This is a genomic window from Pseudomonas sp. BS-2016, assembly GCF_001806145.1.
In the GTDB taxonomy this organism is placed as follows: domain Bacteria; phylum Pseudomonadota; class Gammaproteobacteria; order Pseudomonadales; family Pseudomonadaceae; genus Aquipseudomonas; species Aquipseudomonas lundensis.
Window position 1 is genome coordinate 261,369 of record NZ_MLCT01000015.1, and the last position, 25,250, is coordinate 286,618.

Genomic DNA, 25,250 nt, shown 5'->3' on the forward strand with positions numbered 1-25,250 from the left:
CTTCGTTATTTCAGAAAATACAAAAGCCGCTGCAAGGCAGCGGCCAGAGTTCGGAACAGCACAAAAATGTGCCGCAAACCTTGCCAGAGCAAGGCTGCCCGAGGCCCTAGAGCCTCAAGCATAGACGCCTTAGCGAATGGTCAGGGCTTCCAGTTTGCCGCTGTTACCAAACACGTAAATCATGTCACCGACCACCAGCGGACGTGCCCGCAGGCCATCGCTGTCAATGCGGGTACGGCCTACGAAACGACCATCAACCTGGCTCAACAGGTGCAGATAGCCTTCCATGTCGCCGACCGCTACATAGCTGGAGAAGACTTCCGGTGCCGACAGCTGACGGCGGGCCAGGGAATCGTTGCTCCACAGGGCGGTGGTCGAACGCTCGTCGACGCCTTCAACAGTGCCGGACGCCAGGCTGACGTAGACGCTGCCAAAACCTTGTGCGACACCGGCGTAGCTGGAAGCATCACGCTGCCACAGCACACGGCCGCTTTCCAGTTCCAGTGCCGCCATGCGGCCCTGGTAACTGGCAACGTACAGCGTGCCACCAGACAGCAGCAGGCCACCGTCGATGTCAACAATGCGCTCCAGTTCGGAACGGCCTTGCGGGATGGCAACACGCTGCTCCCAAACGGGCACGCCATTGCGAGTGTCCAGCGCCACCACTTTACCGGTGGAAAGACCTGCCACCGCCAAATGGTTGGTGACCACAGGAGCCCCCGTACCCCGCAGGGTCAGAACACCCGGCGTGCTGTCGTAGGTCCAGCGCTGGTCGCCGGTCGAGGCATCCAGGCCGATCAGGCGGTCGTCCTGGGTTTGAACCACCACCACGTCACCGTTGGTGGCAGGCGGAGCCAGGACTTCGCTGGTCACTCGGGAGCGCCACTTTTCTTCGCCAGAGCTGGCGTCAAGCGCAACCACTTCACCTTGCAAGGTACCCAGCAGGACCAGACCGTAACCCGCGCCAACAGCGCCGGAAACAGGCAGTTCAAGGTCCTTTTTCCATTTGACGTCGCCGTTCATGCGGTCCAGCGCCATCACGACACCGGTCACATCGGCCGCGTACAGGGTATTACCTTCAACGGCTGGCACCAGCATGTTGTAGGTTTTGCCCTGGCCGTCGCCAATCGAGCGGCTCCACTGCTTTTGCAAAACGACTTCTTCTTTGAAGTCGGTCAGCGCGGCCGGTGGCAGTTCTTTTTTGCTGTTGCTGCTGCAACCCGCGGCCAAAATGGCCAGAGCCAGCAATGCTGCATGTTTCCAACGAATCACGTTACGCATCCCCTTTGGCCAGGTCGTCGAGCTTGATTTGTAAGCCGCCGACTGCCGCCTCATCCGAGAGCGCCGCCTTGGCTTTTTCGTAGGCTGCACGCGCGTCATCAGTGCGACCTTGCTGAACCAGCAGGTCACCCTTGAGCTCTTCACGGCTGGCCAGGAATGCTTTGTCCGAATCACCTTCAAGCAGCTTCAAGGCTTCATCAACCTTGTTCTGTGCAGCCAGAACCTGGGCCAGACGCTGACGCGCGACTTCGCCCAACGTGGCATTGGCAGGCTTGTCGACGATGATTTTCAGCTCATTGGCCGCGTCATCCAGCTTGCCGCTGTCAACCGCCACCTTGGCAACAAACAGACCACCAAATTGCGCGTAGGCGCTGCCGCTGTATTCGTTCTTCAGCTTGTTGGCCAGATCAGCGACTTGCGCGGCATCAGGCTGGCCGCTCGGCGTCAATGTGGTTTCAAGCAGTTGTTGGTAGAGAATCGACGCACCCTGCGACTGATTGCTCTGATATTTGTGCCAAGCCTGCCAGCCGAACACCACCACCAGCGCCAGCAAGCCGCCAGTGACCAGGGGTTTGCCGTTGCGCTGCCACCAGTCTTTCAACTCGCCCAGCTGATCATCATCGTTACTCGACACCCCAACACTCCTTATTCGATAAATCGGCTGTTTTTACAGCTTCAACCCTGCACGACGCAGGTGGCCAAGTGCTCTGAAAGAGCATCCCAGGCAATAGTTTGTTGTTCACCCTGGCCACGCAGGGGTTTGACGCCTACCACTTGCCGGGCCAATTCGTCGTCGCCCAGGATCAGCGCATACAGCGCGCCGCTCTTGTCGGCCTTCTTGAACTGGCTTTTGAAGCTGCCCGCACCGGCATTGACTTGCAGGCGCAGGTTCGGCAACTGATCGCGAACACGTTCGCTCAAGGCCAGTGCGGCCAGTTCAGCAGCTTCACCGAAGGCGCACAGGTACACATCGACCTGGCGCGAGATTTCTTCAGGGATTTGCTCAAGGGTTTCCAGCATCAGGATCAGACGCTCGATGCCCATGGCGAAGCCCACGCCGGAGGTCGGTTTGCCGCCCATTTGCTCAACCAGACCGTCATAACGCCCACCGGCACAGACAGTGCCCTGGGCACCGAGTTTGTCGGTGACCCACTCGAATACGGTCTTGCTGTAGTAATCAAGCCCGCGAACCAGTTTCGGGTTGATGACGTAAGGAATGCCCGCCGCGTCGAGACGCGCCTTGAGGCCCTCGAAGTGCACGCGGGACTCTTCGTCGAGATAGTCCACCAGCTTCGGTGCGTCAACCAGAACGGCCTGTGTGTCAGCGTTCTTGGTGTCGAGAACACGCAGCGGGTTGGACTTGAGACGGCGCTGGCTGTCTTCGTCCAGTTCGCTCAGGCGCGAAGTCAGGTATTCAACCAGCGCGGCACGGTAGCGGGCACGGGCTTCGCTGGTGCCCAGGCTGTTGAGTTCCAGTTTGACCGCGTCACGGATACCCAGCTCGCCCCACAGGCGCCAGGTCAGCACGATCAACTCGGCATCGATGTCCGGACCGTCAAGGTTGAACACCTCGACGCCCACCTGGTGGAACTGGCGATAACGGCCCTTTTGAGGACGCTCGTGGCGAAACATCGGGCCGACGTACCACAGTTTTTGCACCTGACCGCCGCCGGTGATGCCGTGCTCAAGCACAGCACGCACACAGGCCGCAGTGCCTTCGGGGCGCAGGGTCAGCGAATCGCCGTTGCGGTCTTCGAAGGTGTACATCTCTTTTTCGACAATGTCGGTCACTTCACCGATGGAACGCTTGAACAGCTCGGTGAACTCGACGATCGGCATGCGAATTTGCTTGTAACCGTAGTTATCCAGCAGACGCGCGACCTTGCCCTCAAAGAAACGCCACAGGGGCGTCTGCTCGGGCAGGATGTCGTTCATGCCACGAATGGCTTGCAGTGACTTGCTCACAGAAAATCCTTAATTCGTTTGATTAGCCGCGCGCAATAACAGCTGCGTCGGCTTCGACCTTTTCGGCCGCTTTCTGTCGGATCAGTTTTTCAAGCTGGTCCACCAGATTTTCATTCGTTAATTTCTGCGACGGCTTGCCGTCGATGTAAATCAGGTTTGGCGTACCGCCGGTCAAGCCCACATGGGCCTCCTTGGCTTCGCCGGGGCCGTTGACCACACAGCCGATCACAGCAACATCCAAGGGGACCAGCAGATCATCCAGGCGCCCTTCCAGCTCGTTCATGGTTTTTACCACGTCGAAGTTCTGGCGCGAACAACTTGGGCACGCAATGAAGTTAATGCCACGGGAACGCAAACGCAGGGATTTGAGAATGTCGTAGCCGACTTTCACTTCTTCTACCGGGTCGGCGGCCAGCGAGATACGAATGGTATCGCCAATGCCCTCGGCAAGCAGCATACCCAGCCCCACGGCAGATTTCACTGTGCCGGAACGCAACCCGCCTGCCTCGGTGATTCCCAAGTGCAAAGGCTGAACGATTTCCTTGGCCAGCAGGCGATAGGCCTCAACGGCCATGAACACATCGGACGCTTTGACGCTGACTTTGAAGTCCTGAAAATTCAGGCGCTCAAGGTGCTCTACGTGACGCAGTGCTGACTCGACCAGCGCGGCAGGGGTCGGCTCGCCGTATTTCTTTTGCAAATCTTTTTCGAGGGAGCCGGCATTCACGCCGATACGAATCGGGATACCCCGATCACGTGCTGCATCCACAACGGCACGTACACGGTCTTCGCGACCGATGTTGCCGGGGTTGATACGCAGGCAATCGACACCCAGCTCGGCCACACGCAATGCAATGCGGTAGTCAAAGTGAATATCGGCGACCAATGGCACCTTGACCAGTTGCTTGATGCGGCCAAACGCTTCGGCAGCATCCATGTCCGGGACGGAAACCCGCACGATATCGACGCCTGCGGCTTCAAGGCGATTGATCTGAGCAACGGTCGCTGCAACATCATTGGTGTCACTGTTGGTCATGCTCTGAACCGCGATAGGGGCATCGCCACCTACCGGTACAGAGCCGACCCAGATTTTGCGCGATTCGCGACGTTTGATGGGTGATTCGCCGTGCATGACTTATTGACCTAGCTTCAGGCGAGCAGTCTCGCCACTGGTGAAAGGAGCCACATCCACTGCTTGACCGTTGTAGGTCACTTGCGCACCCCGGGCATAGCCCAGACGCAGGCTGAGTGGAGGCTTGCCGCTCACTTCAAGATTTTCGCCCTTGCGCTTCAGACCGCCAAACAGCACTTTGCCGTTCGCATCGGTGACCTGAGTCCAGCAATCGGCGGTGTACTGCACGCCCACCTTGCCAGCACCTGCCACTGCAGGGGCCGCTTCAGTGACGGGTGCAGCGGGAGCGGCCGCGGAGGCAGGCGCTACCGGCGTCACCGGTGTTGGCGTTGGCGCTGTTTGAGCCGCCGGCGCAGGGGTTGCAGGCGCGGGCGCAACAGCAACGGGCGCTTCGGGTACGCCAGGCAGTGCTAACGCAGTCGCGCCCGTCTGGTCGCCTGCGGGTTCGGCCGGGACAGCCGCATCGCCTTCGGTTTTGGCTTCAGCGACGGCCTGATCTTCCGGTTCATCCAGCGGATGGATCTGGGTTGTGCCGTCCGCGCCTTCCACTTCAACGTGCTCAGGCGTGAGGCCAACAAGGTCTTTGGCGCGCATGGACGTCTGGTCCTGCCACCAGAGAAAGCCGCCGCCGATCACTGCCAGCAGCAGTAACAGGCTGACAATACGCAAGATGGTATGCGACACACGCACGGGCTCTTCGATTCGGCCAAGGCTGTGAACGCTGCTGCCGGTCGAATCCGTCCCTGTGTAGACATCAAACTCATGCACCAGCGCAGCCTGGTCCATGCCCAGCAATTTGGCATAAGCGCGGATGTAGCCACGGGCAAATGTATGACCCGGCAATTTGTCGAACGCGCCCGCCTCAAGATTACTCAGGGAGCTGACCGTGAGATTGAGCTTCAAGGCAACTTCGGCCAATGTCCATCCATTGTTCTCCCGGGCCTGACGCAAGGTCTCGCCGGGATTGACTCGTGTCACTGCTGGAACTTCGGGTTGCGCCGCTTTCATCATTGCTCCGACAGGTATTGCTGATATTCCGGCGTGCCGGGATAAAGTCGTTTTAGTTGCTGGCCAAACGTGGCAGGTGTGGCACGGTCTTCGAAGACAGTCGCCAACCGCGCGCCGAGCAATAGACTACGTGCATTTTGCCCACTAAGCAGGCTAAAACGATCGTAATAGTCACGGGCAGGCACATATTGCCTGTCCTGATACGACAGCTCGGCCATCTCCAGCAAGGCTCGCGGCTGCTTCGGATTCCGACGCAGAGCTTTTACCAGATGCTGGCGCGCCACTTCGGCTTGCCCAAGCTTGAGCGCCGTTATACCCAAATTTTCGTAAACACGGGAGCGTTCGGGGTAAAGATTATCGGTGGCGGCTTTCTGAAACTGCGCAAAGGCCTCTTGATAGCGTTGCTGCTCAAACAGGAAACTGCCGTAGTTATTGAGCGTACGCGCGTCTTGGGCACGGGCGCTCAGCGATTGACGGTAACTGTTCTCTGCAAGCTCGGGTTCCATTTCGGACTGATACAGCAAAGCCAGTGCGGCGAGGGTGTCCGGGTCACGCTTGTCGAGTTCGAGTGCCTTACCCAGCGGGATCTTCGCCTGCTCGGCCAAACCTTGCTGCAAATAGCCGAGCCCCAGTTGCACATACGCCTGACGCGCTGCATCACGGCCCTTGTCGGTGCTCAACGGGTTTGATCCACCCGATGAAACGCAGCCAGCCATTACGCTGACCAACACCACACAAAGCGCCGCGCGCAGGGTCATAGCGTTCCTCTCTTAAGGCCGGGCGGCTGCGTTTTGCGCCAGATCGGCTTCAATCGAAGCAATGTGGCGCTCGCTGCGGCGCGTCCGGTCATTGACCTGCCCCACCAACTGCCCGCACGCCGCGTCAATGTCTTCACCACGCGTGGTACGCACGGTCACGTTGTAGCCCGCGTTTTGCAGCAGCTCCTGGAAACGGCGAATAGCGTTGTTGCTAGGGCGCTCATAACCGGAGTGAGGAAACGGGTTGAACGGGATCAGGTTGATCTTGCAGGGCGTGTCTTTGAGCAGTTCGATCATTTCACGCGCGTGATCGACATGGTCGTTCACGTCTTTGAGCAAGGTGTACTCAACGGTCAAAACGCGCTTCTCACCCAGGGTCGCCATATAACGACGGCAGGATTCCAGCAACATTTTGAGCGGGTACTTTTTGTTGATTGGCACCAATTGACTGCGCAGTGCGTCATTGGGTGCGTGCAGCGACAACGCCAGCGATACATCGATGTGCTTGGCCAGCTCATCGATCATCGGCACCACGCCAGACGTGGACAGGGTTACCCGGCGCTTGGAGATGCCATAGCCCAGGTCGTCCATCATCAGGTGCATGGCAGCGATAACGTTGTCGAAGTTCAGCAGCGGCTCGCCCATGCCCATCATCACCACGTTGGTGATGGCGCGGTCGATGGTTGCCGGAACGCTGCCAAAGGATTTGTTGGCAATCCACACCTGGCCGATGACTTCAGCGGCCGTGAGGTTGCTATTGAAACCTTGCTTGCCGGTGGAGCAGAAACTGCAATCCAGGGCACAGCCCGCCTGGGACGAAACGCACAAGGTGCCACGTTTGCCCTGGGGAATATAAACGGTCTCGACGCAGCTGCCGGATGCCACGCGAACGACCCATTTACGGGTACCGTCGGTGGATATGTCCTCGCTGACGACTTCAGGACCGCGAACCTCGGCAATGGCCTTGAGCTTATCGCGCAAGGCCTTGCTGACGTTCGTCATGGCGTCGAAATCATCGACGCCAAAGTGGTGAATCCACTTCATGACCTGACCGGCACGGAAACGCTTCTCCCCGATTGAGTCGAAGAATTTCTCCATTTCCGGTTGAGTCAGACCCAACAGGTTAGTTTTGCCAGTCGTTGCAATCATGTCTTCACCCTCACTCACAAGCCGATGCTTATCGAGTGGTTACTTCAGTAGCTGCGAAAAAGTAAGCGATTTCGCGAGCAGCGGCTGCTTCGGAGTCGGAACCGTGAACAGCGTTAGCGTCGATGGATTCAGCGAAATCGGCACGAATGGTGCCAGCAGCTGCTTCTTTAGGGTTGGTAGCGCCCATCAGTTCACGGTTACGAGCGATAGCGTTTTCGCCTTCCAGAACCTGAACAACAACCGGACCGGAAGTCATGAAGGCAACCAGGTCACCGAAGAAACCACGTTCGCTGTGCTCAGCGTAGAAACCTTCAGCTTCGGCTTTGGACAGTTGCTTCATTTTCGAAGCAACAACGCGCAGGCCAGCGTCTTCGAAACGAGTAACGATCTTGCCGATAACGTTTTTAGCAACGGCGTCAGGCTTGATGATGGAGAAAGTACGTTGAACAGCCATGGTGTAACTCCAGAAACAGTGATTGAAGCGAAAAATTAAACCCGCGAATTATACGCGGGTTCAGGGGTATTGCATAATTACGTGCGTTGCAGGCTTAGTCAGCCTCTTCGATCCACAACCCCTGAATGGCTTCGAGGACCTTTTCCCCTCCGCGATCAGGGACGTCATCGAAGTCTGGCAGCGCCATCACCAGATTGCGCAGCTTGACGAAATTCACCGTCAGCGGATCAACATCCGGATGAGCCTCAGCCAGCTGAATCGCGATTTCCTGTACATCAACCCATTTAAGGCTCATGACACTTCCTTTAAAAGCAGAGTCTTATACCGCTCAGAACCTTGGCGCGGCTGAAAAGAGGGAATGACCCGAATCAGCCAGCGCACCCCGGCAGCGATCGAATCAGTGCGGCGCTTCGGCAGCATGATTAAGCGAATACTTAGGGATTTCGACCGTCAGGTCTTCGGTCCCGACCTTGGCCTGACAGCTCAGGCGCGAGTGTGCCTCCAGGCCCCACGCGCGATCAAGGTAGTCTTCTTCGAGCTCGTCAGCTTCTTCCAGCGAATCAAACCCTTCGCGAATGATGCAGTGGCAAGTGGTACAGGCGCAGACGCCACCGCAGGCGCTTTCGATCTCAATGTGGTTGTCATGCGCCACTTCGAGGATTGACTTACCGGTCTCGGCCTCAACAACCATACCGTCCGGGCAATGCTCGGCGTGTGGCAGAAAAATGATCTGCGGCATCAGTTATTCCTCGATTTCATTCAGGTTGCGCCCGGCCAGAGCCGCCTTGACAGTCAGGTCCATACGGCGGGCAGCAAAGGCATCGGTCACGTGCGACAGACGCTTGGTCTGCTGCTCAATGGCGTAACCATCGGTGCCTTTTAACAATTCGGACAATTGCTGCATGTGCAGCTCGATCACCTTGCGCTCTTCAGCATCAAGCAGGCGGTCACCGTCCACCTCCAGCGCGGCTTGCACGGCTTCGATCAGGCGCTGCGCATCGACTTGTTGCTCACGCAACACGCGAGCCACTTTGTCGTCACCTGCGTACTGGAACGAATCCTTGAGCATTTTGGCGATTTCACCATCCGTCAGGCCGTAGGACGGCTTGACCTGAATACTGGCTTCAACGCCCGATCCCGTTTCACGGGCTGACACGCTGAGCAAACCGTCGGCATCCACCTGGAAAGTCACGCGGATTTTCGCGGCACCTGCGACCATCGGCGGTATGCCACGCAACTCGAAACGCGCCAACGAACGGCAGTCGCTGATCAGCTCGCGCTCACCCTGCAGGACGTGGATCATCATGGCCGTCTGGCCATCTTTGTAAGTGGTGAAATCCTGAGCTCGCGCGACGGGAATCGTGGTGTTGCGGGGAATGACTTTCTCCATCAGGCCACCCATGGTCTCAAGACCGAGCGACAACGGGATCACGTCAAGCAGGAGCAACTCCCCCCCCTCACGTTTGTTGCCCGCGAGCGTATCGGCCTGAATCGCTGCCCCAATGGCAACCACTTGATCCGGGTCGATGTCAGTCAACGGCTGACGGCCAAACATGTCGGCGACTGCCTCGCGCACCCGCGGGACGCGCGTCGATCCACCCACCATGACCACGGCCTGCACATCTTCGACTTCGATATTGGCGTCGCGCACGGCTCGGCGACAGGCTTTGAGGCTGCGGGCGACCATTGGCTCGATCAGCGCATCGAGCCTTTCGCGGGTCAGCTCGGCAGACCACTGTCCAAACGTAACCGTCACGCTCGATGCATCCGTCAGCGCTTCCTTGGCCGCGCAGGCGCTTTGCAGCAGTTGACGCTGAGTGCCGGGGTCCAGATCAGCCGACAACCCTGCCTGCTCGACTATCCAACTGGCGATCGCATGGTCGAAATCGTCACCCCCCAGCGCGCTGTCGCCGCCGGTCGCCAACACTTCGAATACACCGCCGGTCAGGCGCAGGATTGAAATATCAAACGTGCCGCCGCCCAGATCATAGATAGCGACAACACCTTCAGCAGACTGGTCAAGACCGTAAGCCACCGCAGCAGCAGTCGGTTCATTGAGCAAACGCAACACATTAAGACCAGCCAGCTTGGCCGCATCTTTGGTCGCCTGACGCTGAGCGTCGTCAAAATAAGCGGGCACCGTAATCACGGCACCGACCAATTCACCACCCAGTGTTTTCTCGGCACGCTCGCGCAATACCTTGAGGATTTCCGCCGATACTTCGACCGGGCTTTTGGGCCCTTGGACCGTATCGATGAACGGCATGTGCGACTCACCGCCCACAAAGCGGTAAGGCAGTTGCTCGCCCAGTTGCTTGACGTCGGACAGACCACGCCCCATCAGGCGCTTGACCGACAACACCGTATTGAACGGATCGGCAGAAGCCGCCAGGCGCGCTGATTCACCCACCTCTACGCGGCCAGGGTGATAACGCACGGCTGAGGGCAAAATGACATTGCCACTTGCGTCAGCCAAAGGCTCGGAAAGGCCACTGCGCAACGCAGCAACCAGCGAATTGGTGGTGCCCAAGTCGATCCCCACAGCCAGACGTCGCTGGTGCGGTTGAGGACTTTGGCCGGGTTCGGCGATCTGCAGTAGGGCCATCGTTATCAGGACTTATCTGTAATCAGGCGTGCAATCGGAAAAGCACGGAGTTAATCGTCGAGGCGCTCTTCTAGCTGGCGCACTTCGTAAGTGAGCTTGTCGAGGAACTGCATGCGCCGCATCAGGCGTTCGGCCTGTTCACGCTGCGCAACATCATCCCAACAAGCAGCGAAGCTGTCGTTCAAGGCTTGCTGAGCGTCTTTCAGTCGACGCTTGAAAGCTGCAATACCTGCCATGTCGGCGGTGTCGTGCAAGTCTTCAAGTTCTTCGCGCCACTGCATCTGCTGCATCAAAAATTCAGGATCGTGCACCGTTGCTTCCAGAGGCACGTCATTACCCTTGAGTTCGAGCAAATAACGCGCGCGCCTGGATGGGCTTTTGAGTGTCTGATAGGCCTCGTTAAGGCTGGCGGACTGCTCCAGCGCCATGCGCTGCTCCCGCTCGGAAGCATCAGCAAAGCGATCCGGGTGAACACCGCGCGCCAACTCACGGTAGCGCGTAGCCAACTGATCGAGATCCAGATTGAAGCTCGGCTGCAGTTCAAACAAAGCAAAATGACAAGGAGTACCCACGACTGGCCTCAAATGTTGAAGCTCTCGCCGCAGCCACATTCGCCACGCACGTTGGGGTTATTGAACTTGAAGCCTTCGTTAAGGCCTTCCTTGACGAAATCCAGCTCGGTGCCGTCAAGGTAGGTCAGGCTTTTGGGATCAATGATCACTTTTTCGCCATGGGTTTCAAACACCTGATCGTCTTCGCCCACTTCGTCGACAAACTCCAGCACATAGGCGAGGCCGGAGCAGCCGGTGGTGCGAACACCCAGACGAATCCCCTCACCCTTGCCGCGCCCATCAAGGGAACGGCGAATATGTCGGGCCGCCGCTTCTGTCATGCTGATAGCCATCGTGACTCCTTACCTGTTGCCAGTTTCTTCACCACATGTGCGCCATATTGGGGCGCAATGGATCAGATCAAACCTTTCTTCTGCTTGTAGTCGCGAACGGCGGCCTTGATGGCGTCTTCAGCGAGTACAGAACAGTGAATCTTGACGGGCGGCAGCGCCAACTCTTCAGCCAACTGAGTGTTCTTGATGGTCTCTGCTTCGTCCAGAGTCTTGCCTTTCATCCACTCGGTCGCCAGGGAACTGGAAGCAATGGCCGATCCGCAACCGTAGGTTTTGAACTTGGCGTCTTCGATGATGCCCTGCTCGTTAACCTTGATCTGCAAGCGCATCACGTCGCCGCAAGCCGGCGCGCCGACCATGCCGGTACCGACATCCGGGTCTTCCGCGTTCATCTTGCCGACGTTGCGTGGGTTCTCGTAGTGGTCAATGACCTTTTCGCTGTAAGCCATGGTACTAATCCTCACTCATCAGAGAGTCGCTCTTGAGCCACTGTAAACGCTGCTATTCGCTGCATTTACAGCGGCTGTCTGCGGCGACTTGAAATATCAGTGCGCCGCCCACTCGATTTTCGAGATGTCGACACCGTCTTTGTACATGTCCCACAGTGGCGACAGTGCGCGCAACTTGGTCACCGCCTCGCACACTTTCTGCGCGGCGTAATCGATTTCTTCTTCCGTGGTGAAACGCCCGAACGTGAAGCGAATCGAGCTGTGAGCCAATTCATCGTTACGACCCAGCGCACGCAACACGTAAGACGGCTCAAGGGAAGCCGAGGTACAGGCCGAACCGGAAGACACGGCCAGATCCTTGAGCGCCATGATCAGCGACTCGCCTTCAACATAGTTGAAGCTCAGGTTCAGGTTGTGCGGCACGCGCGCAGTCATGCTGCCGTTCACGTACAACTCTTCGAGGTGTTCAACCTGCTTGAAGAAACGATCGCTCAACGCCTTGATACGCACGTTTTCAGCCGCCATTTCTTCTTTAGCAATCTGGAACGCTTCACCCATGCCCACGATCTGGTGGGTCGCCAGCGTGCCGGAACGCATACCGCGCTCGTGACCTCCGCCGTGCATGGTGGCTTCGATACGCACGCGAGGCTTGCGGCTGACGTACAGGGCGCCGATGCCTTTAGGGCCATAGGTTTTATGAGCCGAGAAGGACATCAGGTCGACTTTGAGCTTGGACAGGTCGATTTCTACCTTGCCCGTGGACTGAGCGGCATCAACGTGGAACAACACACCGCGCGAGCGAGTCAGCTCACCAATGGCAGCGATGTCGTTGATGGTGCCGATCTCGTTGTTCACGTGCATGACCGAGACCAGGATGGTGTCTTCACGCAGGGCCGCTTCAACCATGGCAGGCGTGACCAGACCGTCTTCACCCGGCTCGATGTAGGTCACTTCAAAACCTTCACGCTCCAGCTGACGCATGGTGTCGAGTACGGCTTTGTGTTCAATTTTGTCGGTAATCAGGTGCTTGCCTTTGGACGCATAGAAGTGCGCAGCGCCCTTGATGGCAAGGTTGTTGGCTTCGGTCGCGCCGGAGGTCCAGACGATTTCACGCGGATCGGCGTTAACCAGATCAGCGACCTGGCGACGTGCGTTCTCGACCGCTTCTTCGGCCTTCCAGCCAAAAACGTGGGAGCGCGAAGCCGGGTTACCGAAGTTCCCGTCAACCAGCAGGCAGTCGCTCATTTTTTGAGCAACACGCGGATCAACCGGGGTGGTGGCTGAGTAATCAAGGTAAATCGGCAATTTCATGGACTATCTCCTAAATCAGGCTGGCTGGCGCACCGTCGTTTTTATGCAATCACTCGACGGCGGACGCTTCGATCTTATCCAGGTGCGGCGCTTTGCCATTACAGCGGCGCTGATCCTGACGCTGGGCTACTTCTTGTACCTCACGGCGAGTAACAAGATCAGCCAAGCTGATACCGCTGAGAAACTCGTGGATTTGCAGGCTCAGGTCGCACCACAAGTGGTGTGTCAGGCAGGTATCGCCAGCATGGCAATCGCCCAGACCCTGGCAACGTGTCGCATCGACAGACTCGTTGACTGCATCGATCACCTGGGCAACCTGAATACCTTGCATATCGCGCGATAGCTGATAGCCACCGCCTGGGCCACGCACACTGGAAACCAGACTGCTGCGGCGCAACTTGGCGAAAAGTTGCTCAAGGTAGGAAAGGGAAATGCCCTGGCGTTCGGAAATATCGGCCAGGGACACCGGCCCGTGCTGTGCGTGCAACGCCAAATCGAGCATTGCAGTTACGGCGTAACGGCCTTTTGTAGTCAGTCTCATGGACAGGTACCACGGAATTCGGAATGGGGGCGAGTATGCTATTCCCGAGTATTTAAGTCAACTATTAGACCTAGTACTTTAGTCGGGATTACCCGCAAAACAGCGCGCGCATTGTAGCAGGCTATGCGACGTAATGGCACACGAGCGATGCTGCGTTTGCAGTGCGCTCGTTGCCGCAAACCTCAAGAAAGAAGCAGATTGCGCCGCAGCCATTCACAACCGCCTGGAACCACTAGCGACCTAACCGGGCTTGACTTCATCTTTACCCTGAACACAAGCGAAATCTTCCTCGCGCAACGCGGGCAAATCCTTGGCGCAGTAGGTACTGCCCAGCTCCTTCAGGGCCCCGCACATACCATCCAGCTTGCCATCGACGGCTTGCAAATGATCCAGCAATTGCGCAATAGCCCGCGCCACAGGATCGGGCATGTCCTCGCTGACACCGTAAGCATCGAAGCCGATTTTCTCCGCCATCGCCTTACGCCTGGCTTCAACGTCACCCTCGGCCTTGATGATAATTCGCCCCGGAATCCCAACAACCGTCGCACCCGCCGGCACCGGCTTGGTGACGACCGCATTCGAGCCCACCTTTGCGCCTGCACCCACCGTAAATGGGCCCAGCACCTTGGCGCCCGCACCGACGACGACACCGTTCTCCAGCGTAGGATGGCGCTTGCCTTTGTTCCAACTGGTGCCACCCAGGGTTACACCCTGATAAAGCGTGACGTCATCACCGATCTCTGCGGTCTCGCCGATCACAATCCCCATCCCGTGATCAATGAAGAAACGACGACCCACCTTGGCACCCGGATGAATTTCAATGCCCGTCATCCAGCGGCCGAAGTTAGAGACCAGCCGCGCCATCCACTTCCAACCTGCATGCCACAACCACCCCGACAATCGATGAAGCCAGATGGCGTGCATGCCCGGGTAACAGGTCAACACTTCAAACGCATTGCGCGCAGCAGGATCGCGATGAAACACACTCTGGATATCTTCACGCAGACGCTCGAACATCTTCAATCCTTGCGCTTGAGCAGCTCGCCACGGGCTGCTTTTTGGGTTTCGGTCAGAATGCCACGCAATATATTCATCTCGGCACGACTTACCGAGCTACGGCCATACAAACGACGCAGGCGCGCCATCAGGTGACGCGGTTTTTCAGGATCGAGAAACTCGATCGCCACCAAGGTCTGCTCCAGGTGTTCGTAGAAACGCTCGAGCTCATCCATCGTCGCCAACTCTCCACTTTTGGTGGAGGCGACTTCATCCTTCTCGACCTTGCTCGGCTGCCCCTGCGCAGCCAGCCACGACATGCGAATTTCGTAGCTCAGCACTTGCACAGCCGCTCCCAGGTTCAGCGAGCTGAACTCAGGGTCCGACGGAATGTGCACATGATAATGACAGCGCTGCAACTCTTCATTGGTCAGGCCGGAATCTTCGCGACCGAAAACCAAGGCTATCTCAGCGCCTTGAGCCGCCTCATCCACGACCTTTTGCCCGCATTCGCGCGGATCCAGCAGCGGCCAGGGAATCCGGCGATCACGCGCACTGGTGCCCAGGACCAGATTGCAACCCACCAGCGCCTCTTCAAGGGTCGCAACCACTTGAGCATGCTCGAGGATGTCACCGGCGCCCGAAGCGCGCGCATCCGCCTCGTGATGAGGAAACAGTCTTGGCTCTACCAGAACCAATCGCGACAAGCCCATGTTTTTCATGGCACGCGCAGCACCGCCGATATTGCCGGGATGACTGGTATTGACCAGAACGACACGAATATTTGACAGCAATGGAAGCGCTCACAGACCGTTAAGAGGGTGCAAATCTTACCTAAGCCCATCACCTTACGCCACGAAAGCTAACGCAAACCTTCATATGCCAAACTTTTCTGCTAGAATGTTCGGCTTTCTTTAACGACCTAGGTGAAACGTCCATGCAGCCCATGCTGAATATCGCGCTGCGCGCCGCCCGCAGCGCCAGTGAATTGATTTTCCGCTCCATCGAGCGCCTGGATACCATCAAGGTTGACGAAAAAGACGCCAAGGATTACGTCTCTGAAGTCGATCGTGCTGCCGAACAGAAAATCATCGACGCCTTGCGCAAGGCTTATCCGACCCACGGCATTCTCGGTGAAGAAACCGGCCTGCATGCGGGCAGCGGCGAAGGTGCTGACTACCTGTGGATCATCGACCCGCTCGATGGCACCACCAACTTCCTGCGTGGCGTTCCGCACTTCGCTGTCAGCATCGCCTGCAAATACCGCGGCCGCCTTGAGCACGCCGTCGTCCTTGATCCGGTTCGCCAGGAAGAATTCACCGCCAGCCGTGGTCGTGGCGCTCAACTGAATGGTCGCCGCCTGCGTGTCAGCGGCCGCACCAGCCTGGAAGGCGCCCTGCTGGGTACCGGCTTCCCGTTCCGCGACAACCAAATGGATAACCTGGATAACTACCTGGGCATGTTCCGCAGCCTGGTAGGCCAAACTGCAGGCATTCGTCGCGCCGGTGCTGCGAGCCTGGACCTGGCTTACGTCGCAGCAGGCCGTTTCGATGCATTCTGGGAGTCCGGCCTGTCCGAATGGGACATGGCTGCGGGCGCCCTGCTGATTCAAGAAGCAGGCGGCCTTGTCAGCGACTTCACCGGTAGCCACGATTTCCTTGAAAAGGGCCACATCGTTGCCGGCAACACCAAGTGCTTCAAAGCCGTACTGACTGCAATCCAGCCTCACTTGCCGGCCTCGCTGAAACGCTAAGCGAACCGCGCAAACCAAAAAAGCACCCCTCGGGGTGCTTTTTTTTGGGCACTACTTCAATACACCTTGATCGCTGCGCCCGCCGATAAACGGCCAGAGGCTGAAACTGACTCTACAGCCTCTAGAGCGGTATCAATTGAGTATGAGCTTGCCCTGCTTGTCGACGGCAATTTCGCTGCCCGGCTCGTGATCCATCCGAACCTTGCCTTCCTTGCCATCCAGCACGTAACGCACGTCGTAACCCACCACCTTGTCACTGATGTCGTTGACGGTATTGCAGCGGGTTTGAGTCGTGGTGTACGTATCGCGGTTCTGCATGCCTTCCTGAACCTTGTTACCGGCATAGCCACCGCCTACGGCACCCGCAACGGTCGCAATCTTCTTACCGTTACCGCCACCCACCTGATTACCCAACAAACCACCCGCCACGGCACCAATGACGCTGCCAACAATTTGATGCTCATCCTTAACCGCCGCACGACGCGTTACGGTTACGTCCTTACACACCTCGCGAGGGGTTTTAATCTGTTGCTTGACCGGCTGAACAGCCAGCACCTGCGCAGACTCAGGGGCTTTAACCAAGCTGTAAGTAGCAACAGCACCACCGGCAGTGACACCGACAGCACCCAAAACAGCACCTACCAGCAAAGATTTATTCACGTGAACCTCCAGGCCTTTCTACGCAGGAACAATCCCGCGCTAATCCCAGCCTTGGAGCATAAAAAAAGGCGCGAGTTCAATACTCGCACCTTTTTAGTGACCATTGGCCATCAACGAACGGTCATGGACGGTCGTCGATTTCCTTTTCACTCGCCGCGGGCGGAATCAGGTCCTCAGCATTGAGGTTCAGCCAGATCAGCACCACGTTGGCGATGTAGATCGACGAGTAAGTACCCGCCAACACACCGACAAACAGGGCAATCGAGAAACCCCAGAGATTGTCGCCACCAAAGATCAGCAGCGCCGCAATGGCCAGCAACGTGGAGATCGACGTCGCCATGGTCCGCAGCAGGGTCTGCGTGGTCGAGATGTTGATGTTCTCGATCAGGCTCGCCTTGCGCAGCACGCGGAAGTTCTCCCGCACCCGGTCAAACACAACAATGGTGTCGTTGAGCGAGTAACCAATGATCGCCAGCACCGCCGCCAGCACCGTCAGGTCAAACGTGATCTGGAACCACGACAACACGCCCATGGTCACGATCACGTCATGCACCAGCGAAACAATTGCACCGACCGCGAACTTCCACTGAAAGCGGAACGCGAGGTACAACATGATGCCGCCCAAGGCCATGAGCATGCCCAGACCACCCTGGTCGCGCAGCTCTTCACCCACTTGCGGGCCCACGAACTCGACGCGCTTGATCACGGCCGGGTTGTCGGTATCCGCCTGACCCAGCGCCGCCGCAACCTTGTTGCCCAGCAAAGGGTCATCGCCCGGCATGCGCACCAGCAAGTCAGTGGTCGCACCAAAGCTCTGCACTACCGCATCGTGAAAACCAGCTGTCACCAGCTCGTTGCGCACTTTGGTCAGATCAGCCGGCTTCTCGTAGGTCAGCTCGATGAGCGTACCGCCAGTGAAGTCCAGGCCGTAGTTCATGCCTTTGTGGAACATGCTGAACAAGGCCAGCACGGTAAGCAGCACAGTGACGCCGAACGCAACGTTGCGAACGCCCATGAAGTTGATTGTACGTAACATGGCAGCCCCTTAAATCCACAACTTCTTGAAGTCCCGACCGCCGTAAACCAGGTTGACCAACGCGCGGGTCACCATGATGGCCGTGAACATCGAGGTAAAGATCCCGAGGGACATGGTCACCGCAAAGCCTTTGACCGGCCCGGTACCCATGGCAAACAGAATCCCGCCGACCAACAGGGTTGTCAGGTTGGAGTCGACAATCGCCGTGAACGCGCGATTGAAGCCTTCATTGATCGCCCGCTGCGGCGTCATGCCATTGGCAATTTCCTCACGGATACGCGAGAAGATCAGCACGTTGGCGTCGACCGCCATACCCATCGTCAATACGATACCGGCGATACCCGGCAGGGTCAGCGTAGCCCCCAGCAAAGACATCAAAGCCAGCAGCAGTACCATGTTCCCCGCCAGCGCCACCGTCGCAATCACACCGAAGAAGCGATAGATCGCGATGATAAAGATGGACACAAACAGCATGCCCCACAGCGACGCATCGATACCCTTGGTGATGTTGTCAGCACCCAAGCTCGGACCAATGGTGCGCTCTTCAGCGAAGTACATCGGTGCAGCCAGACCACCGGCACGCAGCAACAGCGCCAGCTCGGAAGCCTCACCCTGACCGTTCAGACCGGTAATCCGGAACTGACTGCCCAGCGGCGACTGAATGGTCGCCAGACTGATGATCTTTTTCTCTTCCTTGAAGGCCTGGACCGGCACTTCTTTCTCGACACCATCGACCACTTGCTTGGTGTAGGTCGTCACCGGCTTCTGCTCGATGAAGATCACCGCCATGCTGCGACCGACGTTGCTGCGCGTGGAACGACTCATCAACTCGCCACCATGACCATCAAGCTTGATGTTCACCTGTGGACGACCATGCTCGTCAAAACCTGCCTGCGCATCCGTTACCTGATCACCGGTGATGATCAAACCACGCTCGATTTGCGCGGAAGGACGATTGCCTTCACGGAACTCGAACGTTTCGGAAGTGGCTTTGGAAGCGCCCGGCTCTGCCGCCAGACGGAACTCAAGGTTGGCCGTCTTGCCCAGAATACGCTTGGCTTCGGCGGTGTCTTGCACGCCCGGCAGCTCGACCACGATGCGGTTAGCACCCTGACGCTGAACCAAAGGCTCGGCAACACCCAACTCGTTCACCCGGTTACGGACAGTGGTCAGGTTTTGCTTGATGGAATATTCACGGATTTCCGCCAGCTTGGCCGGGGTCATCGCCAGACGCAGCACCGGCTGGCCATTGAGGTCGGCAGCGGTAATGTCGAAATCGTTGAAGTTTTTGCGAATCAGGCTACGCGCTTGCTCACGGGTCGCTTCGTCGGCAAAGCCCAACTGAATGGCGCCATTGAGTTGCGGCAGACTGCGATAGCGCAGCTTGTCTTTACGCAACAGGCTTTTGACGTCGCTTTCGTACACTTTCATGCGCGCGTCAACGGCCTTGTCCATGTCCACTTCCAACAGGAAATGCACACCGCCCGACAAGTCCAGACCCAGCTTCATCGGGTGAGCACCCAGATTACGCAGCCATTGCGGCGTGGTCTGAGCCAGGTTCAGTGCAACGACATAGTCGTCACCCAATGCCTTGCGCACCACGTCTTTGGCCGGCAACTGATCGTCTTTGCTCGCCAGGCGCAACAAGCCGCCCTTGCCGTTCTGGGCCAGTGTCGCGCCTTTCACCGCAATGCCAGCATCCTTGAGCGCCTTGCTCGCACGCTCCAGGTCAGCATCAGTGACTTGCAGCGCCGTGCTCGCGCCCGACACCTGAATTGCAGGGTCATCCGGGTAGAGATTGGGAGCGGAATAAATAAAACCGATCGCCAGCACTGCCAGGATCAGTACGTATTTCCACAGAGGGTATTTGTTCAGCATCAATCACGCCGCCCGCTTAGAACGCGGGGCGCCTTGCGCGCCCCGTCGATTGTTAAAAGTTGAAACTTTAGATCGCTTTCAGCGTGCCTTTAGGCAACGTGGCGGCTACAGCGCCCTTCTGAATTTTCAGCTCGACAGTGTCAGACACTTCGATCACAACAAAAGCGTCAGTCACTTTGGTGATTTTGCCGGCGATGCCGCCAGTGGTAACGACTTCGTCGCCTTTTTGCAGGTTACCCAACAGGGCTTTCTGCTCTTTGGCGCGCTTGGCCTGCGGGCGCCAGATCATCAGATAGAAGATGACCAGGAAGCCGACCAGGAAAATCCACTCAAAACCAGTACCGGCTGGGCCAGCAGCAGGTGCAGCAGCGTCCGCGAAAGCGGGAGAGATGAAAAAGCTCATTAAGCACTCCAGTTGCAAAAAGTGTTTCTTAGGGTCCGAAAATCAGTCCAGGGGCGGTACAGGCAACCCGCGCTTGGCATAGAAGGCATCGACAAAGGCGGCCAATGTACCCTGTTGAATAGCCTCGCGCAAACCAGCCATGAGCACCTGATAGTGCCGCAAATTGTGGATGGTATTGAGCATGCTACCCAGCATTTCACCGCACTTGTCCAGATGATGCAGATAAGCACGGGAGAAGTTCTGGCAGGTATAGCAATCGCAGGTCGGATCCAGCGGCGAATCATCATGGCGATGGAACGCGTTGCGGATCTTCAACACACCGGTGTCGATAAACAGATGCCCATTGCGGGCATTACGGGTTGGCATCACGCAATCGAACATGTCCACACCGCGGCGCACACCCTCCACGAGATCTTCAGGCTTGCCAACCCCCATAAGGTAACGAGGTTTGTCAGCTGGCATCTTGGCGGGCAGGTAGTCCAGCACCTTGATCATCTCGTGCTTGGGTTCACCCACCGACAGTCCGCCAATGGCCAGACCATCGAAGCCGATCTTGTTCAACCCTTCCAGCGAACGCTCGCGCAGGTTCTGGTGCATGCCACCCTGAACGATACCGAACAGTGCCGCCGTGTTATCGCCGTGGGCGTTTTTGGAACGCTGAGCCCAGCGCAACGACAGCTCCATCGAAACACGGGCCACGTCTTCATCGGCCGGGTACGGGGTGCACTCGTCGAAAATCATCACCACGTCAGAACCCAGGTCACGCTGGACCTGCATCGACTCCTCCGGCCCCATGAACACCTTGGCACCATCGACCGGGGAAGCGAACGTCACGCCCTCTTCTTTAATCTTGCGCATGGCGCCAAGGCTGAACACCTGAAAGCCGCCCGAGTCGGTCAGGATAGGCCCTTGCCATTTCATGAAGTCATGCAGGTCGCCGTGCTTCTTGATGACTTCAGTGCCCGGACGCAGCCAGAGGTGAAAGGTGTTGCCCAAAATCATCTGCGCGCCAATCGCTTCGATATCGCGCGGCAGCATGCCTTTGACCGTACCGTAAGTTCCTACCGGCATGAACGCAGGGGTTTCCACCACACCACGCGGGAAGGTCAGACGACCGCGACGCGCCTTGCCATCAGTGGCCAGCAGCTCGAAGGACATACGACAGTTGCTCATGCTTGATCCTCTGGGGCCGGGGCGGGAGCCGTCGGCGCAGGATTGCGGGTGATGAACATTGCATCACCGTAACTAAAGAAGCGGTACCCCTGCTCAACCGCAGCCTTATAGGCCGCCATGGTTTCGGGGTAGCCGGCGAACGCCGAAACCAGCATCAACAGCGTGGATTCCGGCAAATGGAAGTTGGTCACCAGCGCATCGACCACATGAAACGGCCGGCCAGGGAAAATAAAAATGTCCGTGTCACCACTGAACGGCTTGAGCGTACCGTCGCGCGCGGCACTTTCGAGCGACCGCACACTGGTGGTGCCCACCGCAATTACGCGACCGCCGCGCGCGCGGCAGGCGGCCACGGCGTCGACCACCTCCTGACCCACTTCCAGCCACTCGGTGTGCATGTGATGGTCTTCAAGACGCTCAACCCGCACCGGCTGGAACGTGCCCGCCCCTACGTGCAACGTCACGAATGCGGTCTCGACACCTTTGGCGGCGATGGCCTGCATCAGCGGCTCATCGAAATGCAGCCCGGCGGTGGGCGCTGCCACAGCACCAAGACGTTGAGCGTAGACCGTTTGATAACGCTCGCGGTCGGAGCCTTCGTCAGGACGATCGATGTAAGGCGGCAGGGGCATGTGCCCGACACGGTCCAGCAACGGCAGCACTTCTTCAGCAAAACCCAGCTCGAACAACGCATCATGGCGCGCCAGCATTTGGGCCTCGCCACCGCCATCGATGAGGATTTTCGACCCCGGCTTGGGCGACTTGCTGGAGCGCACATGCGCCAGCACCCGGTGGCTGTCGAGCACGCGCTCGACGAGGATTTCGAGCTTGCCGCCGGAGGCCTTCTGGCCAAACAGGCGGGCCGGAATCACCCGGGTATTGTTAAACACCATCAAATCGCCCGAACGTAAATGTTCAAGCAAATCAGTGAATTGACGATGAGCCAGCGCCCCGCTTTCCCCATCCAGGGTCAGCAGGCGGCTGTTGCGGCGCTCCGCCAAAGGATGGCGTGCGATGAGCGAATCAGGGAGTTCGAAAGTAAAGTCAGCAACGCGCATGATAGGTTTCGTCTAGCAGGGCCGGGGAGTTTAACGGACTTAGCAAAAATAGACCAATAAGTTGTTGACCGACCTAAAGCTCATCTCTATACTTCGCCGCCATTGAGCCCTGATGGCGGAATTGGTAGACGCGGCGGATTCAAAATCCGTTTTCGAAAGAAGTGGGAGTTCGAGTCTCCCTCGGGGCACCATCTTAAAAAAAGACCTTGAAATTCAAGGTCTTTTTTTTCGCCTGCAGAAAAGTGAACGCTGCCATACGGCACCTTCTAACAGGAAATCCCAACATGGAATCGTCGCTGGAGACTGTCGCCCTTTTCTCTCTGAAATTGGTCTATGAGACCGACGGTCATAGCCCAATTCTGCGTGACGACCCGGTGATGGATGACTATCAGCGCGAAGTGTTTGCGTTGCTGGTGCGCAAAGACGACGCCCCTGGCATTCAGGCAAAAGTGGCGGATTGTCTGAGCCAGGCGCTGAACGCGTTAGGCGGCACACAAAAGCCCTTGGGACGCGAACTGCACAAGCTCGCCACCGCCTTCGCACAGGCTCAAACCCTGGAGCAAATGGGCACGCCGCTGACTTACCTCACGAGTTACTTGAAAGACATTCAGTGATCGGCGTCCTGAAAGGTCTCCAGGTAGGCCAGCAGGTTGTCGATTTTTTCCTGATCGCTGATCCCCCAGAAAATCATGCGCGTACCACTGACGACCTTCTTCGGGGCTTCGATGTAGGCCGCCAGCTTGTCCTTGGTCCACACCACGCCTGAATGCTTCATGGCATCGGAGTATTGATAATCGGCGGTTGCCCCGGCAGGCCGTCCGATCACGCCATTGAGTTGCGGGCCAAAACCGCCCCGGGCGCCTTTGCCGATGCTGTGGCAACCCGCGCACATTTTCGTGAATAACCTGCCGCCCGCTTCAGCATCCCCCGCTGCGACGGCCGCTGAGCTCAACATTCCGGCAGCGACAATCAGGGCCAGGCCTGGCAAGACGGGGGATTTCATGGGCGACTCCAGTCAGATGTTGCAAACAATGTCAGTGACCAATTATGCCCGCACCCGCGGCGTCTCTCCAATCACGACCCGACACCGTTGTGTATGCATCCGCGCACGCAGTGATTGCAGTGGCCATCATCTCGCCGCTACTATTGAGAACTATTCGCACTCACATCTGGACGCCAACCGGTGCATTCTCCTTCGACCAGCAAGCTGGGTTTCTTTTTCAGCGATCATCATCGCTGGTTGCTGCAACACATTCAGCGCCGGTTACGTAATCACGCCGACGCACAGGACACGGCGGCGGACACGTTTTGCCAGTTGCTGGCGGCCCAAGTGGACCCGGACAGCATTGAGCAACCCCGTGCTTACCTCTCGACCATTGCCCGGCGGCTGATCTTCGATCGACACCGGCGACGCCAGCTGGAACTGGCCTATCTGGAGCGATTGGCGCTGTTGCCGGAAGCCGTCGCCCCCTCGCCAGAAGAACAACTGCAACTGACCGAAGCACTGATTGCCATTGACCGCGCGCTCGACGGCTTGCCGATGGCGGTCAAAGCCACATTCCTTTACAGCCAGCTCGACGGTTTGAGCTACGTGGCCATCGCTCAAAAGCTGGGGCTTTCAGAACGCACCGTCAGCCGCTACATGAAGCAAGCCTTGCGCATGTGCTACCTGTGCGAGGCCAGCCAATGAGCAAGCCGCAACTGGACCCGATCAGCGAACAGGCGATTGACTGGATGGTCAAACTGCGCGCCGAGACGCCCACGCCGGATCTGCTCAAGCGCTTCACGTGTTGGCTCAATCACGACCCGGCTCACCAGCAGGCGTGGACCACGCTGCAAAACCGCATCGGCGCCTCGTTCAACCCATTGCGCGCACTGGATAACCGCGTACCCGGCCAGGCCAGCGAAGCCCGCAAGGTCCTGCTTCAACCCCACACCACGCGGCGTGACGCCTTGCGCATGATCGCAGGGCTGGGAGTACTGGGCGGCGGTGTATGGCTCGGCGCAAAAAGCCCGTCTGGTGTTTCCTTGCTGGCCGACCTGTCAACGGGCCGCGCTCACCGTCAAGACTTCAATCTGGCAGATGGCAGCCACTTGAGCCTCAATGCCAACAGCGCCGTGGACCTACACTTCGATGCCGCTCAACGCCTGCTCATCTTGCGCCGCGGCGAACTGGTGATTCAGGTAGCGCCCGATCCACAACGGCCCTTGCGGGTGCGTACGGCGCAGGGTGAAGTCCGCGCCTTGGGCACGCGTTTTCTGGTGTCTCAAGAGCACGGAGTCAGCCGTGTGGTGGTGCTGCAGCATGCCGTTGAAACCCGCCTGCCCAACGGCGCAACGCTTAACCTGCAAGAAGGCCAGTCAGCGCTGCTGCATGCCGACCGCATCACCCCGGTGCCCGGTGAACAACGCCAGCGCGCCGACTGGCAAAGCGGCAGGCTGAACGTGCTGGATGCTCCGCTGGAGCAGGTCGTGGATGCGTTGAGGCCTTATACCCGTGGCTTCGTACGCGTGGCGCCCGAGGTACGGCAATTACGCGTACAAGGCGTGTATCCGCTCAACGATCCCCAGCGGGCATTCGCCGCACTGGCAGAAACCCATGCCATTCGCGTGGATCACTACAGCCCATGGCTGACCGTGATCAGTGCCCGATGAGAGTGTTGTTTTCTTTTTGAACATTAATCGTATTTGTGTCCGGTTTTCATTTCTCATCCCACCTATCTCCTGACACCTTCA

Annotated in this window: 29 protein-coding genes and 1 tRNA gene; 5 read left to right on the forward strand and 25 right to left on the reverse strand. The window is 57.9% G+C overall.

Going from position 1 to position 25,250, the window contains the following annotated elements:
* Positions 1-129: 129 nt before the first annotated feature.
* The 18 genes from bamB to trmJ all read right to left on the reverse strand — a co-directional run bounded on the left by bamB (position 130) and on the right by trmJ (position 15,347).
* Positions 130-1,281 carry an outer membrane protein assembly factor BamB gene (gene bamB, locus BKD70_RS06595; RefSeq protein WP_047273865.1) on the reverse strand — a complete coding sequence of 384 codons (1,152 nt, stop codon included), beginning with the start codon at positions 1,279-1,281 and terminating at the stop codon, positions 130-132.
* Positions 1,274-1,915 carry a tetratricopeptide repeat protein gene (locus BKD70_RS06600; RefSeq protein WP_047273864.1) on the reverse strand — a complete coding sequence of 214 codons (642 nt, stop codon included), beginning with the start codon at positions 1,913-1,915 and terminating at the stop codon, positions 1,274-1,276. The genes bamB and BKD70_RS06600 overlap by 8 nt, the downstream gene beginning before the upstream one ends.
* 41 nt (positions 1,916-1,956) lie before the next feature.
* Positions 1,957-3,246 carry a histidine--tRNA ligase gene (gene hisS, locus BKD70_RS06605; protein ID WP_047273862.1) on the reverse strand — a complete coding sequence of 430 codons (1,290 nt, stop codon included), beginning with the start codon at positions 3,244-3,246 and terminating at the stop codon, positions 1,957-1,959.
* 22 nt (positions 3,247-3,268) lie between these two features.
* Positions 3,269-4,378, reverse strand: coding sequence for a flavodoxin-dependent (E)-4-hydroxy-3-methylbut-2-enyl-diphosphate synthase (ispG, locus tag BKD70_RS06610; RefSeq protein ID WP_047273860.1), 1,110 nt, complete (start codon positions 4,376-4,378; stop codon positions 3,269-3,271).
* A 3-nt stretch (positions 4,379-4,381) separates the two neighbouring features.
* The gene (locus tag BKD70_RS06615; RefSeq protein ID WP_047273858.1) at positions 4,382-5,386 is read right to left on the reverse strand and encodes a RodZ family helix-turn-helix domain-containing protein; all 1,005 of its coding nucleotides are present in this window, start codon (positions 5,384-5,386) and stop codon (positions 4,382-4,384) included.
* Entirely contained in the window at positions 5,386-6,144 is a 759-nt protein-coding gene (pilW, locus tag BKD70_RS06620; protein WP_047273857.1) for a type IV pilus biogenesis/stability protein PilW, read from the reverse strand. The genes BKD70_RS06615 and pilW overlap by 1 nt, the downstream gene beginning before the upstream one ends.
* 12 nt (positions 6,145-6,156) lie before the next feature.
* On the reverse strand, positions 6,157-7,293 hold the full coding sequence (gene rlmN / locus BKD70_RS06625) for a 23S rRNA (adenine(2503)-C(2))-methyltransferase RlmN (protein ID WP_047273855.1): 1,137 nt from the start codon (positions 7,291-7,293) through the stop codon (positions 6,157-6,159).
* Positions 7,294-7,321: 28 nt separating this feature from the next.
* Positions 7,322-7,747 carry a nucleoside-diphosphate kinase gene (ndk, locus tag BKD70_RS06630; protein ID WP_047273854.1) on the reverse strand — a complete coding sequence of 142 codons (426 nt, stop codon included), beginning with the start codon at positions 7,745-7,747 and terminating at the stop codon, positions 7,322-7,324.
* 94 nt (positions 7,748-7,841) lie between these two features.
* Positions 7,842-8,042: a Fe-S cluster assembly protein IscX gene (gene iscX, locus BKD70_RS06635; RefSeq protein WP_047273852.1), complete on the reverse strand. Its 201-nt coding sequence runs from the start codon at positions 8,040-8,042 to the stop codon at positions 7,842-7,844.
* Between the two features lie 102 nt (positions 8,043-8,144).
* Positions 8,145-8,486, reverse strand: coding sequence for an ISC system 2Fe-2S type ferredoxin (gene fdx, locus BKD70_RS06640; protein ID WP_047273851.1), 342 nt, complete (start codon positions 8,484-8,486; stop codon positions 8,145-8,147).
* 3 nt (positions 8,487-8,489) lie between these two features.
* Entirely contained in the window at positions 8,490-10,352 is a 1,863-nt protein-coding gene (hscA, locus tag BKD70_RS06645) for a Fe-S protein assembly chaperone HscA (protein WP_047273848.1), read from the reverse strand.
* Positions 10,353-10,402: 50 nt separating this feature from the next.
* Positions 10,403-10,924, reverse strand: a complete 522-nt coding sequence (gene hscB, locus BKD70_RS06650; RefSeq protein WP_047273845.1) for a co-chaperone HscB — start codon at positions 10,922-10,924, stop codon at positions 10,403-10,405.
* Positions 10,925-10,932: 8 nt separating this feature from the next.
* Complete coding sequence (gene iscA / locus BKD70_RS06655; RefSeq protein WP_047273844.1) at positions 10,933-11,256, reverse strand: iron-sulfur cluster assembly protein IscA; 324 nt, start codon at positions 11,254-11,256, stop codon at positions 10,933-10,935.
* 62 nt (positions 11,257-11,318) lie between these two features.
* Positions 11,319-11,705: a Fe-S cluster assembly scaffold IscU gene (gene iscU, locus BKD70_RS06660; RefSeq protein WP_007929523.1), complete on the reverse strand. Its 387-nt coding sequence runs from the start codon at positions 11,703-11,705 to the stop codon at positions 11,319-11,321.
* 96 nt (positions 11,706-11,801) lie between these two features.
* Complete coding sequence (locus tag BKD70_RS06665) at positions 11,802-13,016, reverse strand: IscS subfamily cysteine desulfurase (protein WP_047273840.1); 1,215 nt, start codon at positions 13,014-13,016, stop codon at positions 11,802-11,804.
* A 49-nt stretch (positions 13,017-13,065) separates the two neighbouring features.
* Positions 13,066-13,557 carry a Fe-S cluster assembly transcriptional regulator IscR gene (gene iscR, locus BKD70_RS06670; protein WP_047273839.1) on the reverse strand — a complete coding sequence of 164 codons (492 nt, stop codon included), beginning with the start codon at positions 13,555-13,557 and terminating at the stop codon, positions 13,066-13,068.
* 240 nt (positions 13,558-13,797) lie between these two features.
* Positions 13,798-14,574 carry a serine O-acetyltransferase gene (gene cysE / locus BKD70_RS06675; RefSeq protein ID WP_047273838.1) on the reverse strand — a complete coding sequence of 259 codons (777 nt, stop codon included), beginning with the start codon at positions 14,572-14,574 and terminating at the stop codon, positions 13,798-13,800.
* 2 nt (positions 14,575-14,576) lie between these two features.
* A complete protein-coding gene (trmJ, locus tag BKD70_RS06680; RefSeq protein ID WP_047273837.1) occupies positions 14,577-15,347 on the reverse strand; it encodes a tRNA (cytosine(32)/uridine(32)-2'-O)-methyltransferase TrmJ in 771 nt (256 codons plus the stop codon).
* Positions 15,348-15,490: 143 nt separating this feature from the next.
* Here trmJ and suhB point away from each other — a divergent pair, with 143 nt between their 5' ends.
* On the forward strand, positions 15,491-16,306 hold the full coding sequence (gene suhB / locus BKD70_RS06685) for an inositol-phosphate phosphatase (protein WP_047273836.1): 816 nt from the start codon (positions 15,491-15,493) through the stop codon (positions 16,304-16,306).
* 132 nt (positions 16,307-16,438) lie between these two features.
* Here the strand turns inward: suhB and BKD70_RS06690 are convergent, their stop codons facing one another.
* From BKD70_RS06690 to queA, 6 genes are all read right to left on the reverse strand, one after another.
* On the reverse strand, positions 16,439-16,966 hold the full coding sequence (locus tag BKD70_RS06690; RefSeq protein ID WP_047273835.1) for a glycine zipper 2TM domain-containing protein: 528 nt from the start codon (positions 16,964-16,966) through the stop codon (positions 16,439-16,441).
* A gap of 121 nt (positions 16,967-17,087) precedes the next feature.
* Entirely contained in the window at positions 17,088-18,002 is a 915-nt protein-coding gene (gene secF, locus BKD70_RS06695) for a protein translocase subunit SecF (protein ID WP_047273834.1), read from the reverse strand.
* Positions 18,003-18,011: 9 nt separating this feature from the next.
* Positions 18,012-19,880 (reverse strand): protein translocase subunit SecD, encoded by a 1,869-nt coding sequence (gene secD, locus BKD70_RS06700; protein ID WP_047273833.1) that lies wholly within the window; start codon positions 19,878-19,880, stop codon positions 18,012-18,014.
* Between the two features lie 67 nt (positions 19,881-19,947).
* Positions 19,948-20,283 carry a preprotein translocase subunit YajC gene (yajC, locus tag BKD70_RS06705; protein WP_047273832.1) on the reverse strand — a complete coding sequence of 112 codons (336 nt, stop codon included), beginning with the start codon at positions 20,281-20,283 and terminating at the stop codon, positions 19,948-19,950.
* A gap of 42 nt (positions 20,284-20,325) precedes the next feature.
* A complete protein-coding gene (gene tgt, locus BKD70_RS06710; RefSeq protein ID WP_047277921.1) occupies positions 20,326-21,441 on the reverse strand; it encodes a tRNA guanosine(34) transglycosylase Tgt in 1,116 nt (371 codons plus the stop codon).
* Positions 21,442-21,452: 11 nt separating this feature from the next.
* Entirely contained in the window at positions 21,453-22,514 is a 1,062-nt protein-coding gene (queA, locus tag BKD70_RS06715) for a tRNA preQ1(34) S-adenosylmethionine ribosyltransferase-isomerase QueA (RefSeq protein WP_047273828.1), read from the reverse strand.
* Positions 22,515-22,620: 106 nt separating this feature from the next.
* Between queA and BKD70_RS06720 the strand changes: the two genes are divergently transcribed.
* Positions 22,621-22,705, forward strand: a tRNA-Leu gene (locus BKD70_RS06720).
* A gap of 93 nt (positions 22,706-22,798) precedes the next feature.
* Positions 22,799-23,128, forward strand: coding sequence for a hypothetical protein (locus tag BKD70_RS06725; RefSeq protein ID WP_047273827.1), 330 nt, complete (start codon positions 22,799-22,801; stop codon positions 23,126-23,128).
* Here BKD70_RS06725 and BKD70_RS06730 read toward each other — a convergent pair.
* Positions 23,122-23,517, reverse strand: a complete 396-nt coding sequence (locus BKD70_RS06730; RefSeq protein WP_047273826.1) for a cytochrome c family protein — start codon at positions 23,515-23,517, stop codon at positions 23,122-23,124. The two genes, BKD70_RS06725 and BKD70_RS06730, sit on opposite strands and share 7 nt — an antisense overlap.
* 180 nt (positions 23,518-23,697) lie before the next feature.
* Here BKD70_RS06730 and BKD70_RS06735 point away from each other — a divergent pair, with 180 nt between their 5' ends.
* Both BKD70_RS06735 and BKD70_RS06740 read left to right on the forward strand, forming a co-directional pair.
* Positions 23,698-24,204 (forward strand): sigma-70 family RNA polymerase sigma factor, encoded by a 507-nt coding sequence (locus tag BKD70_RS06735; RefSeq protein ID WP_047273825.1) that lies wholly within the window; start codon positions 23,698-23,700, stop codon positions 24,202-24,204.
* Positions 24,201-25,169 (forward strand): FecR domain-containing protein, encoded by a 969-nt coding sequence (locus tag BKD70_RS06740; protein ID WP_047273824.1) that lies wholly within the window; start codon positions 24,201-24,203, stop codon positions 25,167-25,169. Before BKD70_RS06735 ends, BKD70_RS06740 begins: the two co-directional genes overlap by 4 nt.
* Positions 25,170-25,250 lie beyond the last annotated feature (81 nt).

What these genes read in the sequence shown, in the direction of transcription:
- secD (WP_047273833.1), bottom strand. Translation starts at nt 19,880, where the DNA reads ATGCTGAACAAATACCCTCTGTGGAAATACGTACTGATCCTGGCAGTG.
- BKD70_RS06740 (WP_047273824.1), top strand. Translation starts at nt 24,201, where the DNA reads ATGAGCAAGCCGCAACTGGACCCGATCAGCGAACAGGCGATTGACTGG.
- iscR (WP_047273839.1), bottom strand. Translation starts at nt 13,557, where the DNA reads ATGAGACTGACTACAAAAGGCCGTTACGCCGTAACTGCAATGCTCGAT.
- tgt (WP_047277921.1), bottom strand. Translation starts at nt 21,441, where the DNA reads ATGTCCTTCGAGCTGCTGGCCACTGATGGCAAGGCGCGTCGCGGTCGT.
- iscA (WP_047273844.1), bottom strand. Translation starts at nt 11,256, where the DNA reads ATGGCTATCAGCATGACAGAAGCGGCGGCCCGACATATTCGCCGTTCC.
- rlmN (WP_047273855.1), bottom strand. Translation starts at nt 7,293, where the DNA reads ATGATTGCAACGACTGGCAAAACTAACCTGTTGGGTCTGACTCAACCG.
- ndk (WP_047273854.1), bottom strand. Translation starts at nt 7,747, where the DNA reads ATGGCTGTTCAACGTACTTTCTCCATCATCAAGCCTGACGCCGTTGCT.
- yajC (WP_047273832.1), bottom strand. Translation starts at nt 20,283, where the DNA reads ATGAGCTTTTTCATCTCTCCCGCTTTCGCGGACGCTGCTGCACCTGCT.
- suhB (WP_047273836.1), top strand. Translation starts at nt 15,491, where the DNA reads ATGCAGCCCATGCTGAATATCGCGCTGCGCGCCGCCCGCAGCGCCAGT.
- iscX (WP_047273852.1), bottom strand. Translation starts at nt 8,042, where the DNA reads ATGAGCCTTAAATGGGTTGATGTACAGGAAATCGCGATTCAGCTGGCT.
- pilW (WP_047273857.1), bottom strand. Translation starts at nt 6,144, where the DNA reads ATGACCCTGCGCGCGGCGCTTTGTGTGGTGTTGGTCAGCGTAATGGCT.
- BKD70_RS06725 (WP_047273827.1), top strand. Translation starts at nt 22,799, where the DNA reads ATGGAATCGTCGCTGGAGACTGTCGCCCTTTTCTCTCTGAAATTGGTC.
- ispG (WP_047273860.1), bottom strand. Translation starts at nt 4,378, where the DNA reads ATGCACGGCGAATCACCCATCAAACGTCGCGAATCGCGCAAAATCTGG.
- BKD70_RS06615 (WP_047273858.1), bottom strand. Translation starts at nt 5,386, where the DNA reads ATGAAAGCGGCGCAACCCGAAGTTCCAGCAGTGACACGAGTCAATCCC.
- iscU (WP_007929523.1), bottom strand. Translation starts at nt 11,705, where the DNA reads ATGGCTTACAGCGAAAAGGTCATTGACCACTACGAGAACCCACGCAAC.
- BKD70_RS06665 (WP_047273840.1), bottom strand. Translation starts at nt 13,016, where the DNA reads ATGAAATTGCCGATTTACCTTGATTACTCAGCCACCACCCCGGTTGAT.
- bamB (WP_047273865.1), bottom strand. Translation starts at nt 1,281, where the DNA reads ATGCGTAACGTGATTCGTTGGAAACATGCAGCATTGCTGGCTCTGGCC.
- BKD70_RS06730 (WP_047273826.1), bottom strand. Translation starts at nt 23,517, where the DNA reads ATGAAATCCCCCGTCTTGCCAGGCCTGGCCCTGATTGTCGCTGCCGGA.
- secF (WP_047273834.1), bottom strand. Translation starts at nt 18,002, where the DNA reads ATGTTACGTACAATCAACTTCATGGGCGTTCGCAACGTTGCGTTCGGC.
- cysE (WP_047273838.1), bottom strand. Translation starts at nt 14,574, where the DNA reads ATGTTCGAGCGTCTGCGTGAAGATATCCAGAGTGTGTTTCATCGCGAT.
- hscA (WP_047273848.1), bottom strand. Translation starts at nt 10,352, where the DNA reads ATGGCCCTACTGCAGATCGCCGAACCCGGCCAAAGTCCTCAACCGCAC.
- queA (WP_047273828.1), bottom strand. Translation starts at nt 22,514, where the DNA reads ATGCGCGTTGCTGACTTTACTTTCGAACTCCCTGATTCGCTCATCGCA.
- fdx (WP_047273851.1), bottom strand. Translation starts at nt 8,486, where the DNA reads ATGCCGCAGATCATTTTTCTGCCACACGCCGAGCATTGCCCGGACGGT.